Raw genomic sequence first — 13,651 nt, 5'->3', positions numbered from 1 at the left:
TCAGAACGGCAGTGCCGGCGTCTTGGGGGCACGGATGGTCCAGAAGGGTTTGCCGCGCTTTTCAGTGGCATTGCCCTGCTGGATCGCGCTGTCCTTGGCGGCCTTGAGCTGCTGCTCGATCTGTTGCACCACCGGCGGGAAGTCGTAGCTCAGCCGCCCGGGGCTGTGGGCAAAGGCCCAGTCGTTGTGGGAGAAGGCTGGATCCAGCTGGCCGGCGGCCATCGCCGCGTTAAGGGCCTCCAGCAGGGGCTCCAGTTGCTGCTCCAGCTCCTTCTGCCGGGCCTTGATCGCGGTAACGGCATCCAGCAGGGCATCGAGATCAGCCGCATCTGCGGGGGATGCCGATGGAGCAGCAGCGAGCAGGAGGTCCGCCATCAGAGAGCACGAGATCATTGACCCGGGCAATTCCGAGCCTGCTCAATCTAGTGGCTCTGCATTGCAAGCCAACTCTTTGGCCTGCCTCGCGGGTGCCTGAGTGATCAGAAGGGGCGGTGGCTCAGGCAGTAACGGCTCCAGGCCGCAGCCCAGGACGCCAGGCACTGCTCGCGGCTGTAAAAGGTGCTGGTGAACGCCTCGCCGGGCTTGCTCCAGATCGTCTGTCCCAGCTCGTAGTGGTTCCCCTGGGCGGCCTCGAGCACCATGTATCCGCCCAGCTGGGCGGCGGTGGAATAGGGCCGGCCGTGGGCCGAGAGGGTCTTGAGGTCGTAGAGCACCCGCACCGGCTGGCCATGGCGCTCGCTTAGCGCCGCTGAGACATACCCCCCATCGAAGGCACCAGCCACGTTGCGGGTGAGGCAGCAGGTGAGCCGTTCGCTGGCGATCACCTGCACCTCATCCCAGAGCGGCAGCTGCAGCAGCGGCAGGATCCAGTCCCGGTACTGGTGATGGCCTGGCATGGTCTCGGCGTCCAGCAGGGCCTCACGGGCGCTCTTGCCCACCAGGAAGCGGGCCTGGCTGTAGTGCTCCAGAGCGGCATGCACCGTGGTGCCGCGCGGCTCCCAGATCGGCCGCTTGGCCTCGATCGCCCGTTTGGCGGTCTCGCTGAGGCCATGGGCCAGCACACCGGTGATTGATACCGGAAACAGGTGATCGCCCAGCCAGTAGCGATGGGCCTCCTCATCCCGCCAGAGGCCGGGGATGGGATCAAGCCAGGTGGAGGTGGTGGTGACCATGACCGTTTCAGGTGTGACGCGCTGTGACGATGGGCGTCACAGCCGAGAGGGCTTGCCGGCAGGAGCTTCTAGGGGTGGCTGTAACGCTGTAACCCTTTTTCAGAGATAGAGGCTTTGGCAAGCAGCAGGGGCTGATTCGGAGGGTGTGCATGTGCCGTTGAATTCATAGGGGGCTCTATCGGATCCCTGGAGCGTTACATCGTTACAGCGGCCCAAATCGATTGCGGGGCAGGTGATCTGGGCGTTACCGCTGCTGTTATGTCTGGCCCGTTTGTGACGGCTTCTCGTTACAGCTCGCCCAGGGGAATGGCGACCGCACGGCTGACCATGCCGGCGCCACAGAAGCGCACCGGTCCGGCCCGTTGCGCACCGGCCAGGCGCAGCAGCACCACGGGCCAACTGTTCTGCCAGGCGGTATCAGCAAGAAACTGCTCGATCGCCTTGGCGGTGTTGCTCACCAGCAGCCGGTCCTGATCCACCCGCAGGCCATGGCGCCCGAGGGTCTGGGCTGCCAAACCCGGGCTCACGTCGATGCAACTGCTGTGGCAAGCCGCCAGCTCCACCAGCTCGCCGATCGTGCGGGTGACGGGTTTGTCGTCGGTCTCCACCCGCACCTGGCGCTGCAGGATCGTCTGAATGCAGCGGGCCTCATCCGGCACTTCGGTGCTCTGGCTATAGCTCTCCCAGTCGTGGCAGGCGATGCAGTGCTCCGCCTCCTCCTCGGTGGGCACCGCATCACTGAGCAGCGACCAGGCACCGGCCATCAAGGTCCCGTACTGATCGCCGAGGCGCTGAGAGTCGAAGTGCCGTGCCGCCGCAGCGGAAAAGACCACCACCGACTGGCGGATCACCGGGATCAGCGAGACGGTGCGGGCGATCAACCGCCGCGCCAGCTCCGGGGTGATGTGGCGTTCGAGATCGCGATCGAGGCTCTGCCAATGCACCTCCCGCTCCTCCTTGCCCATCTCGGTTGGGCTGCGCAGGGTCAGCTGTGCGAAGCGGCTTTTGTCAGCGCCCTGCTTGAGGGCCGTGGCGATCGATGACATCAGGAACATCGAGCGCACCCGGTAGCGGCTCACATCACCGCTGGGGGACCCCTTGAGCATCTCGGCGCTGCTCTCGCTGCTGGCCACCCGCGCCAGCGACAGGATCGCCTGCATGCGTTGCTGGTCGCCCTTCTCGTTGCTCTCCGCCTCATCGAAGACCACAGGCACGGCGTCGCAGCAGATGGTCTGGCGCAGACCGGCTTCTGTGGTGGCGCCCACCACCACCAGGCTCAGATCACCGAGTAGTGGCGCCACGAAGCGATCGAGGATCTGGCTCTTGCCTGAGCCGGCGCCGGCGGTGAGCCAGAGATGGGGGCGCCAGCGCAGGGCACCGCAGATCGGTGCCAGCACCACCCAGCCCAGCAGCAGGGTGCCGGACGCGGGCACCTCCCAGCGAAAGCGGTTGGCGATGCCCACGATCACGGCCGCCTCCTGCACGCTCAGGGGCTCAACGCCGCAGGGCCCCTCCAGACGTTTGAGGCGTTGGTAGATGTGCCGCGAGCGGAAGGGTTTGGTGATCGGGTGCTCCCCCTCGGGGGTGATGAGGCGATCACCGAGGTGCAGCACGGTGCGGCCCTCGTCCCACCAGGCCCCGCGGCCGCGAATGCGCTCCACCGCAAAGATCCCCATCGCGGCGGAGCTCTTGTGCAGATCACTGGCTGCTGCCGGCCAGTTCACACCGGTCCGGCTCGGGTAGAGGCTCTCCCAGTACTCCAGTGGTGCCAGGGCCACCAGGTGGGTGGCGGTGTGGCAACCCCGGGGCAGGCGGATCACCTGACCGGTGCTGCCGGGTTGATAGAAGTTCGCGTCTGCGTCGTAGCCAAGGCACTGAAAAGGCGTGCCCGGGCTTGGTGCTGCAGCAGGCGCTGTTACTGGCTGAGCACCAGCGTCATCGCCATCAGCACCCGCGTCAGCGGGGCTCCATGGCTGGGCTGCGTTCGCCAGCTGCCGGGCAGCCTGCCGGGGTGTCCAGTCGGCATCGGCCAGGTCCCAGCCTTGGGGCAGATCTGCCGGTAGGGCCACCAATTGCAGCTGGCAGTCGAGCGGGTGCAGCAGGGCGACCAGGCTCTGCATGGCCTCCAGGCCCGCGGCATCGGCATCGGGCCAGAGCGTCACTTTGCGGCCGGCTAGCGGCGTCCAGTCCGCCTTGGCGAGCGCCTTGGAGCCGTTAGCCCAAGTGAGCACCACGTGCTGCGGAAACAGGCGCGCGGCCGCATCGGCGGTGCCCTCCCCTTCCACCACCAGCACCGGAGCGTTGGGGCGCTGCAGCAGATCCGGGAGTCCGTAGAGCGGCCTGGGAGAGGGCCAGTCGCAGCTGAAGGCGTCGCGGCGGCTGGGGCGATGCCAGTCCCCATCAAGCCAGACGCGATGCAGGAAGGCTTTGCCGCCGCTGCGCACTCGGATCCGCTGGATCCAGAACAGCACTTCCCCTGCTCCATTGCGGTAGGCCCACTGGGCGGTGGCCCCGCGGTTCAACGGCGGTGGCTGGGCATCGGCGGGAGGCTTCTCGGGCATCCGCCAGGGCTTGCCGTTTCGGCTGGTGGCCCTGCCGGCACGGGTGTCCTGGTGATCAGGCACCAGGCCAAGGAAGGCCTCCACCTGCCGGGCGGCCTCCACAAAGCTCCAGCCCTGCCGGCGCATCAGCAGGTCGATGCCGGAGCCAGCGCCGCCGCACTGGTCCTTGCCGCCGCACTGATTGCAGAACCAGGAGCCGCTGCCGTCCTTGTCGTCAAAGCGGTAGCGATCCGTCCCGCCGCAGAGCGGGCAGGGCTGATGACGATTGCTGAGCTGCTCACCGCTCAGTCCCGCCAGGGCAGCCAGGATCTCTGGCCAGCGGCCCCGGGCCGCGGTAATGGCATCAAAGGCCATGGGTTCCGGCTCACCTGCTCGCTGTTGAGGTCGCGGTGGGATTCGGTGATGCCCGATCCGGTCTGTCCAGCAGGAGTTCGCGGTCCATGGCGGCATCCAGCACCTGCCGCAGTGCCGCCGAGCGACTGAGGGAGCCGTGCCGCCTGCGGGCATCCAGCCAGGCGAGTTGCTGCTGGGTGATCGAGACACTCACCGGCAGGGCGTAGTCAGGCATCAGGCCATTGCTCGTGATCTGCAGCCTAATAGCTTTGGCCATGCCTCGCTAGCCTGAGTCATAGAAGGCGAGCGGCTAGCAGTCGTCCCGCTCGAGCTGGTGCCAATGCCGTCAATCGTTCTGCGTGACTACCAGCTGCAGTTGCTGGCCGATCTCCGCGCGGCCCTCAAGGCCCATCGGCGGGTCTGCGCCGTCATGCCCACCGGCGCGGGCAAAGGCCAGACCATCGGCGCCATCGTGCAGGGCGCTGCCCGCAAGGGCAGAAAGGTGCTGGTGCTGGCCCACCGGGCCGAGCTGATCGAGCAGCTCACGGGCACCGTTCGGGCCTGGGGGCTGGAGCCCGATGAGATCGCCCCCGGCCACCGGCTGCAGGGCCGGCAGTTGGCAGTTGGCTCGGTACAGACCGTGGCCCGGCGGCTGGGGCAGCTGTCAGCGCCGGATCTGATCATTCAGGACGAGGCCCATCACCTGGTGGCCGGCAACGTCTGGGGCCGGATCATCAACACCTGGCCAGAGGCGCAGCTGATCGGCAAGACCGCCACGCCCGAACGCCTCGATGGCAAAGGGTTGGGCGTTGAGGCCGGCGGCTTTTTCGAGGCCCTGGTGCTCGGTCCATCAGCGGCCTGGCTGGTGGAGCAGGGCTGGCTGGCCCGGCCCAAGGTGTTCTCCTGGCCTGGAGCCAGAAACAGCAAGGGGCATGGTCCCGAACTCCACCAGCGGATGGGCGAGTACGACCTGGAGTTGGCGGCGCGCGCCTTTGGGGACCGGGCCGCGATCGGTGATGCGGTCTCCCACTACCTGCGCCGGCTGCACCCCGGCACGGCCATCTGCTTTTGCTGCACGGTCGAGCACGCCGAGCAGATGGCTGGCGCCTTCCGCGCTGCGGGGATCCGGGCCGCGTCAGTGAGCGGTGGCACGTCAGCCGAGGAGCGCAAACGCTTGATCGCCGGGCTCGGCACCGGGGAGGTGGAGGTGCTCACCAGTTGCATGATCATTTCCGAGGGCACCGACATCCCCTCAGTGGGCGGCGCGATCCTGATGCGCCCAACTGCGTCCTTGTCGCTCTACCTGCAGATGGTCGGCCGGGCCCTGCGTCCCGCACCGGGCAAGCAGGAGGCGGTGATCCTCGATCACGTCGGCAATGCCCATCGCCATGGCCTGCCCACCGATGAGCGCGCGTGGAACCTGGCTGGCCGTCGCCGCCGGGAGGCCGTCTCGATTCCGATCAAGGACTGCCCGGTCTGCTTCTGCAGCTGCCCCAGTGCCGCACAGGTCTGCCCCGACTGCGGCCATCTGTTCCTGAGCGAGGAACGCGATGAGCAGAGGCGCGGGCTCCAGCAGGTTGAGGGCGAACTGGTGGAAGTCACGGGTGCAGCCCACCACCGGCCCAAGCCCAAGCAGCAACAGCAGCGGCCGCGCCGCACGCACCCGGCCGCAGGCTGCCGCACCTTCGAGGAGCTGCTGCAGCGCGAGCAGGAACGCGGCTACAAACCCGGCTGGGCCCACCACGTCTGGGCTGCAAGGCAGCACAACAAGGCAAACGGCAGTACGCTTTAACGTACGGGCGAGAGCCATGCCATGACAACCGTGTCAGCCACAGAAGCCCGCAAGCGGCTCTATGCCCTGATCGACGAGGTGGGGCAGTCCCACGAGCCAGTGCAGATCACCGGCAAGCGGGGTAATGCCGTCCTGCTCTCGGAAGACGACTGGCGCGCCATCCAGGAGACCCTGCATCTGGTCTCGATCCCAGGCATGCGCGAATCAATCCTGGAAGGCATGGCCACGGATACTTCTGAGCTGAGCGGCGAACCGGGCTGGTGAGCTGGACGGTTCTCTTCACCAAGCAGGCCCAGAAGGACGCCCGCAAGCTCGCCTCGGCTTCTCCGGCGCTCAAGCAGAAAGCCCAGGCCCTGCTGGATCTCTTGGCCGTTGACCCCTATCAGCAGCCACCGCCCTATGAAGCCCTCGTCGGGGAGCTGCGCGGAGCCTGCTCACGGCGCATCAACATCCAGCACCGGCTCGTCTACCAGGTTCTGGAGGAGGAGCGGATCGTGAAGGTGCTGCGCCTCTGGACGCACTACGAGTAGGCGCGCCGTTCACTGACAACCAGCCCGGCAACAGGAGGTATGGCCTCCTCTCCGAGCGAACACGAGATCCAGCAGCGCATCCGCCTGGTCTGCGGCCGGGGGCCGGTGCGGCTCTGGCGCAACAACACCGGTGCCCTGGTTGACCAGCAGGGCCGCTTCGTGCGCTTTGGGCTGTGCAAGGGCAGCAGCGACCTGATCGGCCTGCGCTCCGTGGTGGTGACGCCAGAAATGGTGGGCCAGCGCATTGCCCAGTTCGTCGCCCTGGAGATCAAGGCGCCCCAGGGTGTGGTCAGCCCTGAACAGCAGGCGTTTTTGCGCTTGGTGCAGCAGCTAGGTGGCGTGGCAGCGGTCTGCCGCTCCATTCAGCAGGCCCAGGCGGTCCTGGGCCTGGTTGCGAAAGACAGGGAGGCGGCATGAAACGGCCCGAGCTGCGCCGGCAGCTGCAGGCCCTGGCCCGCCGCCATCCAGGTCTTCATCCCTACACACTCGCCCTGCAGTTCCAGGCCCAGAGCGGGCGCATCCTCAGCGGCCAGCAGGTCAAACAGCTCCTGGCCGAGTCCGATGCCTGCAGGGACAAGCACGCCAAGCTGTAACAAGCTATGGCTAGCTGTGCCAAGCAAACTCTAGGATCGGGCTATGGCACAAGAAAAGAAACCCGTCAAGCGTTCCTACCAGGCCGTCCTGGACTGGCAGGACGAGTCGCGCCGAGCGTTTGGGAAGATGCTGCTCAATTGGCGACGCCGTAACGGCTGGACCCAATACACCGCCTGCGAGTGGGGCGCCGAGGCCGAGTTCGAGGTGATCTCTTACGGCAACCTTTCGGTGATCGAGCAGGGCAAAGCCGGCGAGCTGCGGCAGAAGGCGTTCTTCCAGCTCGAAGAGATCAACCGCCGTCTCGATGACGCGGGGAGCAAGCTCGCCGGGGTGAAAAGCCAGCGCCTGAAGGAGCAGTTGAAAGACGCCGAGCCCCTGCGCGGGGATGACGGCAAGCTCTGGGATGCCGTCGACTTCTGGAGCTGCTACATCGGCTATGTGCCGGTGCCCCAGACCTATCAGAGCGCACCGGCGCCCACACTCACATCCAAGCGGGCTGAGGAGCTTTGCCATAAGTGGCGCCAGCAGGTGCGGCGCGTAATTAAGGAAGCTGGCCTGGACGTCACCCAGGGCCTGGAGCAGCTGGTCAAGGGTGCACCCAAGGAGCACCAGAAGCGTTTTTCGGAAGTGCTGGCCATCGACGACTACAGCTCGGTTGAGCTGGCCCAGCTCTGGGTGGATGGCGAGGACTTCCTTCCCGAGCAGTGGATCGGCACCTGGGAGCAAAAGGCGCTGGGCACATGATCGCTCCGCTCCGGCAGGCGACGACCAAGTCAACCCGGATGAACGCGAGGAAGGCAGGGGTTGCACCTCGCGTCAGCTAGCCGCTAAGCTCAGGCCAGCGGGCACAAGCCCGGCTCTCATTTGCCATGACGCAATCCCCCGCGCACGCAGGCGTGCCACCCGATGCTCTCGAGCTTCTCGGCGAAAAGGGCAGCGCCGAGCGTGCGCTCACTGCCGCCCTGGCCTCCTTCCAGGAACAGGTGCAGGCCGTTCCATCACTTGATCTGGCTGCCGTGGTCGATGCAGCTAGGCCAGCTTTCTCCTCCGGCATAGCGTTCAGCGCACAGCTGGTCGAGATCCGCGGCCGCCACAAGCTCCGGGTCACCGTGATGCACGCTGGCGGCGCTGAGGTCACCAGCGAGGAGTGGGCCGACGAGGTCGACGATCTGCTGCAGGCCGCTGGTTGGATGCTGGCTATGCTGCTGGGCATTCCTTTGGCCAAGCAGGCTTGGCCTAGCGAGCCTCGTGGTCGGCTCAAGGCTGAGCTAGCGGATGTGCCTATTGCTGTCGATGCGGCTCAGTCCTCGCCTGCCTCGCATGAGGAGTCCGCTCCAGCGGCTGATCTTGATGTCGCATTGGAGCCGCTCATGCCCCAGGAGATCGAGGCCACCCACCAACGAATCCTCGCCCTGCCCCAGGCAGCGCGTCAGCAGCTGACCAGGGCCTTCCGCGAGCACTTCCGGGTGCCGCGCAATGCCCGCTCGATCGGCGATCGCATCACCCAGCACCAGCACGCCGCCTTCATCGATCACTTCCTTGAGGAGTGGGAAGAGCAAGGCCTCGATGGCGCCGCGGCGCCGGCAGAGCCATGAAAGGACTTCGTCGCTACGGCGAGCAGCCCCGCTCCCAGGCCGGTCGCCACTTCATCCAGACCCAGGTGCGCACCGACGTGTATCTGCGCGTCCGAGAGGTGATGGAGCACCACAACCTCTCGGCCAGTGGAGCGGTGCACCACCTGCTGCGTGAGCGCTTTGGTTTACCACCCCTGCCTCCCTTCGATCAACAGCCCATTTCCACCATTCACCCCGATTCAACCCATGGCTAAGGACATCTTTCGTACGCCCCTTGCCGAAGTGTGCTGGGCCCACCTGATCACCCCCCGACACCAGCTTGACAAGAGCAAGCCCAAGGCCTGGACGGCCGACTTGCTGCTCCCCAATAGCGATGAGCAGGCCCAGTCCTTCCTGCTGGCGATGGAAGATCAGTTCATCGCCCTCCACGGCAGCCGCAAGCGCCGCGCCGAAAAGGGCTTCCCCTGGAAGCCCGACAAGGAGAAGCCGACCGAGATCACCGTGGTGCGGTTCAAGGTGCCACAGTTCCAGCGGCGCGATGGCTCCCTCTCTGACGGCCCCCGCATCGTCGATGCCAGGAAACAGCCCTGGGATGGGGCCGCCATCGGCAACGGCTCGAAGGTGATCGTCGCCTTCGACATCTACGACTGGGACGGGGAGAACGGCTGCGGCATGACCTTCCAGCCTCGCGCCGTTCAGGTGGTCGAGTTCGTGCCCTTCGAGCAGGTCGATCCCACTGACGGGTTTGAGGAGGTCGAGGGCTATACGACGGGTGCGGGCAACGGATCCGGTTGGGCCGTTGATGACGATGACGAGGCCGCCTTCTGATGGGCTCGCCTCACGTCACCAGCAGCCGGGGAGGTGGTCGCCATCCCCAGCTGCCGGCTTTCTGCCGGACTCGCCGGCCCGCCACCGTCGCCGTCACGGCCAGCAGTCTCGCCTCCCTGCGCCTGCTGCTCCTGCTGGGGCTGCTCTTTCAGCTGAGCACCCTGCTGCTTGTGCTTGCAGGCCCCGTGCCACCGCGATTGTCGCCGCTCAGTACCAGCACTGCCTTTCCCTCTGACGCCGGCGTCGCCGCCAGAGGAGCTCAGCTCATCGCGCCGCATTCAGACCGATGAACACCACAACCACGTCGTCCTATCCAGCTGCACCACCTGTCGTTTCGATGAGTCACCCCGCTCTGGTCTCCCGTTCCTGGAACGGCACACCGATCTCCCGTCGCATCACCGATGGCTATGTCAATGCCACGGCCATGTGCAAGGCCAACAACAAGCAGTGGTCGAAGTACCGGGAAAGCGACCGCTGCCAGACCTATCTGGAGGCCCTCGCTGAAACCTCCGGAATTCGGATGTTTGACCTGATCGAGTCCCGCCAAGGCCAGGGCGGCGGCACCTGGGTTCATCCCCAGGTCGCTGTCGACCTGGCCCGCTGGATAAGCGCGCCTTTCGCGGTGTGGATGGATGGCTGGTTCCTGGAGAGCGTCCAGCAGGCTCAATCGACTCCAGTGGAAACACCTCTAGCTCGGATCCGGGAAGCCGACGTGATCGCCCTGGTGGAGCGCAGCATCGATCTGTTTGAGCGGTTGGGCGGCCTGGATCAGCGCGACCAGCTTCTTTTCAAAGACATCGTCCGCAGCAACGTGCTCACCGCCAGTGCTGGGTTGCTGCCCGGTGCGCCGACTGACGAGGAGCTCACCTTGGGAGATGCCTGGCTGGAGGTGTTCCAGCAAGCGCTTCCGCGCAGCCAGTTCTGCGCCGCCGGCAAGCTCGTGGCCAGGGCTTACCGCGAGGAGTTCGGTGAAGAACCCCCGTGTCGCCAACAGTTTGTTGACGGGGCCCCGCGCCAGGTCAAGAGCTACCGCCGCAGCTGGTTGGTCGACACGCTCCAGCGCTGCTGCGCGCAGCTGGCGGGGAGCTGATGGAAACCCAGGTCACGACCACCCGCCAGCGGGTCTGGATCAGCACAGCTGAGGCCTGTGAGCTGCTCGGCATCAGCCGCGAAACCCTGCGTCAGCTGCGGCTGCGCGGGGTGCTCCAACCCGGCAAGCACTTCCGCCGCTGGGGCTGCACCGAAGGCAAAGGTCCCCTGCAGTGGCATGGGGAGAACATCGAGGCCTCGATCACCGGCTGGAGCCGCCGCCATCTCAAGCAGTGAGCGGGGTTGCAGGCGCGGCCGCTCTTCCTACGGTTCGGAAGAGCAGCCTGCCTTTTGCCTGGTGTCTCTGCGAGCTCGTTTGATTGCCGTACTGATCGGAGTGGGTGCCATCTGCGGCAGTCCGGCTGTCGCCCAGGTCCTGAAGATGGACTACCAGAACAACCGCATGAGCGGTTCGTTACGCAGTGGCGCCGTGGAGGTCAACGCGCAGCAGCAGCGGCGGATTAACGAGTCCGGATCGAATGTGCTCCAGCCGGTGGCTGTCGTTCGTGTGAATGGCAACGAGGTCGGCCGGCTCGTTGGCGCCGAGAAATGGGGTGGCAGTCCAGCTGCGGTGGTTCAGATCGCAGAAATGGATCCGGAGAACCCCTACCCCGAAGTACTGCTCTCGTCCTTCACCGGAGGTGCGCACTGCTGCAATCAGATCCAGGTGCTCACCAGCGATCGCAGCGGGCAGACCTGGCGAGAGGTGACACTCGGGCCCTTCGACGGGGGCGATTCACCAGCAGAGGACCCGTTGCGGAATGGCCGCTTCCTGATCGTCGATGTCGACAACCGGTTCCTCTATCGCTTTGCCTGCTACGCCTGCAGCACCGCACCTGCCCGCATCTGGCAGCTGCAGGGCGATGCCTTTGTGGATGTGTCCCATCGGCCTGAGTTCAAACCACTTCATCGCCGCAACCTGCAGCGCATGGCCGAATGGTTCCAACAGAAGAACCCTGAATCACCCAATGGGTTTCTGGCCGGTTACGTCGCCAACAAGGCGCTGGTGGGCGAGCTGTATGACGGCTGGGATCGCATGACCCAGCGCTACGACTCCTCAGACTGGGGGTTGAAGGAGTGCAAGGGCGACCTGGATGACAACGGCAAATGCCTGGGCCGGGAAATCGTCTACAGCTCTTTCCCGGAAGCCTTGCGGGCCTTTCTGATCGACACTGGTTACATCAAGCCAACCGGTGAGCAGTAGCGCTGCACAGCAGCAGGCTCACGACGTCATGCCACTGAGCCGTTGGGCCGCTTTGCTGAAGGCGTCATCCACCACGTCATCCCCGCACCAACGGCTGTAGGCCGCCAAATGGGTTTGAACGCTGTGACCCATTGCGGCGGCAACCACCTTGGGCGGCAGGTCACAGATCACGTGGGCCCGGTGGGCGTAACCGTGCCGGCAGGAATAGAGCACCAGCTTTTCTCCCTGGGTTTCGTACTGCTGGCGCAGGCTTTGCCAGTGGTCTCTCCGCAGCAGGTAGCGACTGAAGGAATCCGAGCCGAAGCCAGCTCGCATGGGCGGGAGCTTTGCCGGATCAAAGGTTTCGAGGAGTCGCCATTCCGTGGCCCATTGGTCACAGGGCAGCAGTCGCAGGGGCCTGGGCTTGGTTTTGCCGCGAGAGGCAACCTTCTCATACGTGCACCAGAGCCGTCCCTGGCGAAGCTGCAGATGCTGCAGCTCTTCGGGTCGCAGACCAAAGGCGCAGAGCAGTTGAAAGGCAAACCGCCAGCGCGGGTCCGGGATGGCCTGCACCATCGCCAGGATGTCTGGCACGGCGATTGGCGTCGTGACCGCTCGGCTCTCCCGTGATCGGCCGATGATTGTTGAGAGGTCAGGTGGCGGAGCCCATTGGGCTGGAAGCAGCTTCTGGCTGGCCGCCCAACGGAGCAGAGCAGCGGTGTACTGGATTTGCAGTCTTCTGGTGCGACATCCAGGGCGCTGACTCCACAGATCAGCTTGCGCTTCCAGCAGTTGGGTTGCATCGCGGGCAGCCGGTGGCCCTTTCGCTGTCTTGAGAACCAGCGCCATTCGCGGCTTGTAGAGCCGTTCCCAGGTCGTTTCCTTGATTTCACCGCTGCGCAGCTTGTGCTGCTGGTAGCGGCGGATCAGGCCGGCCCAGTCAATCGAGATAGGGCGGCTGGCTGTTGCTGGAGATGGAACTCTCTGCTGCGGGTTTGAGGGCTGGCTGGCCATGGCTTCTGCATGGCGCCTGGCCTCAGCCTCAGCCTTCGCTGTACTCAGCTCGGCGATGGAAAGCTCGAGAGGGGCCCCGTTTTGGAAGGCCTCGTAGACCGTCACCACGCCGTCTCGGATGGCTTCGAGTTGGTCCGACTCCCAGGGGTACGGCAGGAGCAACTGCTTGCGATGCCCGTCCCCGGCGCGAGCCGTGATGTGAAGCCGGGCACGTCCCCTGAAATTCGACACCGTCCAGCCACTGCGGCAGCCCCTCTGGCCAAGGGCCCGCAGGACGCCGCCGCGGAGCAGAACATCCCATTCCGGGACCGCTGGCATGTGAGAAGGTATGTGAGAAGGTCCTTCTCACAGCCTGGCACGGGCGAGCAGAAGCCGGCAAAGCCTGTCAGCCCAAAAGCCAGTGTCAGAAAGGCTTTTGGGCCGAGAAAGCAGGCCCTGACTGAAACGCCCCCTGATGGATTCGAACCATCGACCGGCTGCTTAGAAGGCATGCCTTAAGCCAGTTCCAGCAAGCTTTCTGGGCTTATTCGGGCAGCTTTGAACGCAAGGGGGCACGCAAGGAGGGCGTGTTTTCGCTGCGTTTAGCGGCGTAACGTCGTGTCGTGGGGCCGCGCCGCGTCAACGGCCGACCCCGTGACCGATCTGAGTTGGCAGACCGATGACCACGTTTTATGCACGGCAAACGCCGCCGTCACCCTCCAAGCAATTCGCAGGCGCCGTCATGCAACGACGCCCCCAACGCGTCACAACCACGATGTCCTGGCAACTCCATCAGAAGCTCCAGCGAAGGGCGGACGAGGAGGGCCGCAGTTTGTCCAACCTCATTGCTCACCTGTTGGAGGTGGAGAACAACGGCTAGGGAAGCTCTGGAAAACCCCAGCGATCCACGGGACAATGGTGCTGTGATCACAGGCCAGGACTGGATTGATGGGTGGCAAGCAGCTCGGCTTCTCGGACTACGAGCTGACGACGGCCAAAAAG

Annotated in this window: 18 protein-coding genes; 13 read left to right on the top strand and 5 right to left on the bottom strand. The window is 65.3% G+C overall.

Going from position 1 to position 13,651, the window contains the following annotated elements; all coding sequences use genetic code 11:
- The 4 genes from KBZ14_RS12590 to KBZ14_RS12575 form a co-directional block, all read right to left on the bottom strand.
- Positions 1-375 carry a hypothetical protein gene (locus KBZ14_RS12590; protein WP_255118692.1) on the bottom strand — a complete coding sequence of 125 codons (375 nt, stop codon included), beginning with the start codon at positions 373-375 and terminating at the stop codon, positions 1-3.
- 104 nt (positions 376-479) lie between these two features.
- Complete coding sequence (locus tag KBZ14_RS12585; protein WP_255118691.1) at positions 480-1,172, bottom strand: hypothetical protein; 693 nt, start codon at positions 1,170-1,172, stop codon at positions 480-482.
- 287 nt (positions 1,173-1,459) lie between these two features.
- The gene (locus KBZ14_RS12580; RefSeq protein ID WP_255118690.1) at positions 1,460-4,087 is read right to left on the bottom strand and encodes a primase-helicase zinc-binding domain-containing protein; all 2,628 of its coding nucleotides are present in this window, start codon (positions 4,085-4,087) and stop codon (positions 1,460-1,462) included.
- Positions 4,088-4,097: 10 nt separating this feature from the next.
- Complete coding sequence (locus tag KBZ14_RS12575; protein ID WP_255118689.1) at positions 4,098-4,301, bottom strand: hypothetical protein; 204 nt, start codon at positions 4,299-4,301, stop codon at positions 4,098-4,100.
- 105 nt (positions 4,302-4,406) lie between these two features.
- Here KBZ14_RS12575 and KBZ14_RS12570 point away from each other — a divergent pair, with 105 nt between their 5' ends.
- From KBZ14_RS12570 to KBZ14_RS12515, 12 genes are all read left to right on the top strand, one after another.
- A complete protein-coding gene (locus KBZ14_RS12570; protein ID WP_255118688.1) occupies positions 4,407-5,858 on the top strand; it encodes a DEAD/DEAH box helicase in 1,452 nt (483 codons plus the stop codon).
- Positions 5,859-5,879: 21 nt separating this feature from the next.
- Positions 5,880-6,122, top strand: coding sequence for a type II toxin-antitoxin system Phd/YefM family antitoxin (locus tag KBZ14_RS12565; protein ID WP_255118687.1), 243 nt, complete (start codon positions 5,880-5,882; stop codon positions 6,120-6,122).
- A complete protein-coding gene (locus tag KBZ14_RS12560; protein WP_255118686.1) occupies positions 6,119-6,388 on the top strand; it encodes a Txe/YoeB family addiction module toxin in 270 nt (89 codons plus the stop codon). Before KBZ14_RS12565 ends, KBZ14_RS12560 begins: the two co-directional genes overlap by 4 nt.
- A gap of 39 nt (positions 6,389-6,427) precedes the next feature.
- The gene (locus KBZ14_RS12555) at positions 6,428-6,805 is read left to right on the top strand and encodes a VRR-NUC domain-containing protein (protein WP_255118685.1); all 378 of its coding nucleotides are present in this window, start codon (positions 6,428-6,430) and stop codon (positions 6,803-6,805) included.
- Positions 6,802-6,981: a hypothetical protein gene (locus KBZ14_RS12550; protein ID WP_255118684.1), complete on the top strand. Its 180-nt coding sequence runs from the start codon at positions 6,802-6,804 to the stop codon at positions 6,979-6,981. Before KBZ14_RS12555 ends, KBZ14_RS12550 begins: the two co-directional genes overlap by 4 nt.
- Before the next feature lie 43 nt (positions 6,982-7,024).
- Entirely contained in the window at positions 7,025-7,726 is a 702-nt protein-coding gene (locus KBZ14_RS12545) for a helix-turn-helix domain-containing protein (RefSeq protein WP_488657342.1), read from the top strand.
- Positions 7,727-7,851: 125 nt separating this feature from the next.
- Entirely contained in the window at positions 7,852-8,577 is a 726-nt protein-coding gene (locus KBZ14_RS12540; protein ID WP_255118682.1) for a hypothetical protein, read from the top strand.
- Positions 8,574-8,810 carry a hypothetical protein gene (locus tag KBZ14_RS12535; protein ID WP_255118681.1) on the top strand — a complete coding sequence of 79 codons (237 nt, stop codon included), beginning with the start codon at positions 8,574-8,576 and terminating at the stop codon, positions 8,808-8,810. Before KBZ14_RS12540 ends, KBZ14_RS12535 begins: the two co-directional genes overlap by 4 nt.
- Positions 8,803-9,384, top strand: coding sequence for a hypothetical protein (locus KBZ14_RS12530; protein ID WP_255118680.1), 582 nt, complete (start codon positions 8,803-8,805; stop codon positions 9,382-9,384). The genes KBZ14_RS12535 and KBZ14_RS12530 overlap by 8 nt, the downstream gene beginning before the upstream one ends.
- Before the next feature lie 337 nt (positions 9,385-9,721).
- Positions 9,722-10,474, top strand: a complete 753-nt coding sequence (locus KBZ14_RS12525; RefSeq protein WP_255118679.1) for a KilA-N domain-containing protein — start codon at positions 9,722-9,724, stop codon at positions 10,472-10,474.
- Entirely contained in the window at positions 10,474-10,710 is a 237-nt protein-coding gene (locus KBZ14_RS12520; RefSeq protein ID WP_255117491.1) for a helix-turn-helix domain-containing protein, read from the top strand. The genes KBZ14_RS12525 and KBZ14_RS12520 overlap by 1 nt, the downstream gene beginning before the upstream one ends.
- Positions 10,711-10,855: 145 nt before the next feature.
- Positions 10,856-11,677, top strand: a complete 822-nt coding sequence (locus KBZ14_RS12515; RefSeq protein WP_255118678.1) for a hypothetical protein — start codon at positions 10,856-10,858, stop codon at positions 11,675-11,677.
- A gap of 18 nt (positions 11,678-11,695) precedes the next feature.
- Here the strand turns inward: KBZ14_RS12515 and KBZ14_RS12510 are convergent, their stop codons facing one another.
- Positions 11,696-12,988, bottom strand: a complete 1,293-nt coding sequence (locus tag KBZ14_RS12510; protein ID WP_255118677.1) for a site-specific integrase — start codon at positions 12,986-12,988, stop codon at positions 11,696-11,698.
- Positions 12,989-13,328: 340 nt separating this feature from the next.
- Between KBZ14_RS12510 and KBZ14_RS15955 the strand changes: the two genes are divergently transcribed.
- Complete coding sequence (locus KBZ14_RS15955) at positions 13,329-13,529, top strand: ribbon-helix-helix domain-containing protein (protein ID WP_399211273.1); 201 nt, start codon at positions 13,329-13,331, stop codon at positions 13,527-13,529.
- Positions 13,530-13,651 lie beyond the last annotated feature (122 nt).

It is taken from the genome of Synechococcus sp. HJ21-Hayes, from assembly GCF_024345835.1.
GTDB lineage: Bacteria > Cyanobacteriota > Cyanobacteriia > PCC-6307 > Cyanobiaceae > Vulcanococcus.
The sequence above is the reverse complement of the archived record's forward strand: the minus strand, read 5'-3'. Positions and strand labels throughout refer to the sequence as shown.

Coding starts and splice junctions, on each gene's coding strand:
- KBZ14_RS12590 (WP_255118692.1), bottom strand. CDS start 375: ATGGCGGACCTCCTGCTCGCTGCTGCTCCATCGGCATCCCCCGCAGAT.
- KBZ14_RS12585 (WP_255118691.1), bottom strand. CDS start 1,172: ATGGTCACCACCACCTCCACCTGGCTTGATCCCATCCCCGGCCTCTGG.
- KBZ14_RS12580 (WP_255118690.1), bottom strand. CDS start 4,087: ATGGCCTTTGATGCCATTACCGCGGCCCGGGGCCGCTGGCCAGAGATC.
- KBZ14_RS12575 (WP_255118689.1), bottom strand. CDS start 4,301: ATGCCTGACTACGCCCTGCCGGTGAGTGTCTCGATCACCCAGCAGCAA.
- KBZ14_RS12570 (WP_255118688.1), top strand. CDS start 4,407: ATGCCGTCAATCGTTCTGCGTGACTACCAGCTGCAGTTGCTGGCCGAT.
- KBZ14_RS12565 (WP_255118687.1), top strand. CDS start 5,880: ATGACAACCGTGTCAGCCACAGAAGCCCGCAAGCGGCTCTATGCCCTG.
- KBZ14_RS12555 (WP_255118685.1), top strand. CDS start 6,428: ATGGCCTCCTCTCCGAGCGAACACGAGATCCAGCAGCGCATCCGCCTG.
- KBZ14_RS12550 (WP_255118684.1), top strand. CDS start 6,802: ATGAAACGGCCCGAGCTGCGCCGGCAGCTGCAGGCCCTGGCCCGCCGC.
- KBZ14_RS12545 (WP_488657342.1), top strand. CDS start 7,025: ATGGCACAAGAAAAGAAACCCGTCAAGCGTTCCTACCAGGCCGTCCTG.
- KBZ14_RS12540 (WP_255118682.1), top strand. CDS start 7,852: ATGACGCAATCCCCCGCGCACGCAGGCGTGCCACCCGATGCTCTCGAG.
- KBZ14_RS12535 (WP_255118681.1), top strand. CDS start 8,574: ATGAAAGGACTTCGTCGCTACGGCGAGCAGCCCCGCTCCCAGGCCGGT.
- KBZ14_RS12530 (WP_255118680.1), top strand. CDS start 8,803: ATGGCTAAGGACATCTTTCGTACGCCCCTTGCCGAAGTGTGCTGGGCC.
- KBZ14_RS12525 (WP_255118679.1), top strand. CDS start 9,722: ATGAGTCACCCCGCTCTGGTCTCCCGTTCCTGGAACGGCACACCGATC.
- KBZ14_RS12520 (WP_255117491.1), top strand. CDS start 10,474: ATGGAAACCCAGGTCACGACCACCCGCCAGCGGGTCTGGATCAGCACA.
- KBZ14_RS12515 (WP_255118678.1), top strand. CDS start 10,856: ATGGACTACCAGAACAACCGCATGAGCGGTTCGTTACGCAGTGGCGCC.
- KBZ14_RS12510 (WP_255118677.1), bottom strand. CDS start 12,988: ATGCCAGCGGTCCCGGAATGGGATGTTCTGCTCCGCGGCGGCGTCCTG.
- KBZ14_RS15955 (WP_399211273.1), top strand. CDS start 13,329: ATGACCACGTTTTATGCACGGCAAACGCCGCCGTCACCCTCCAAGCAA.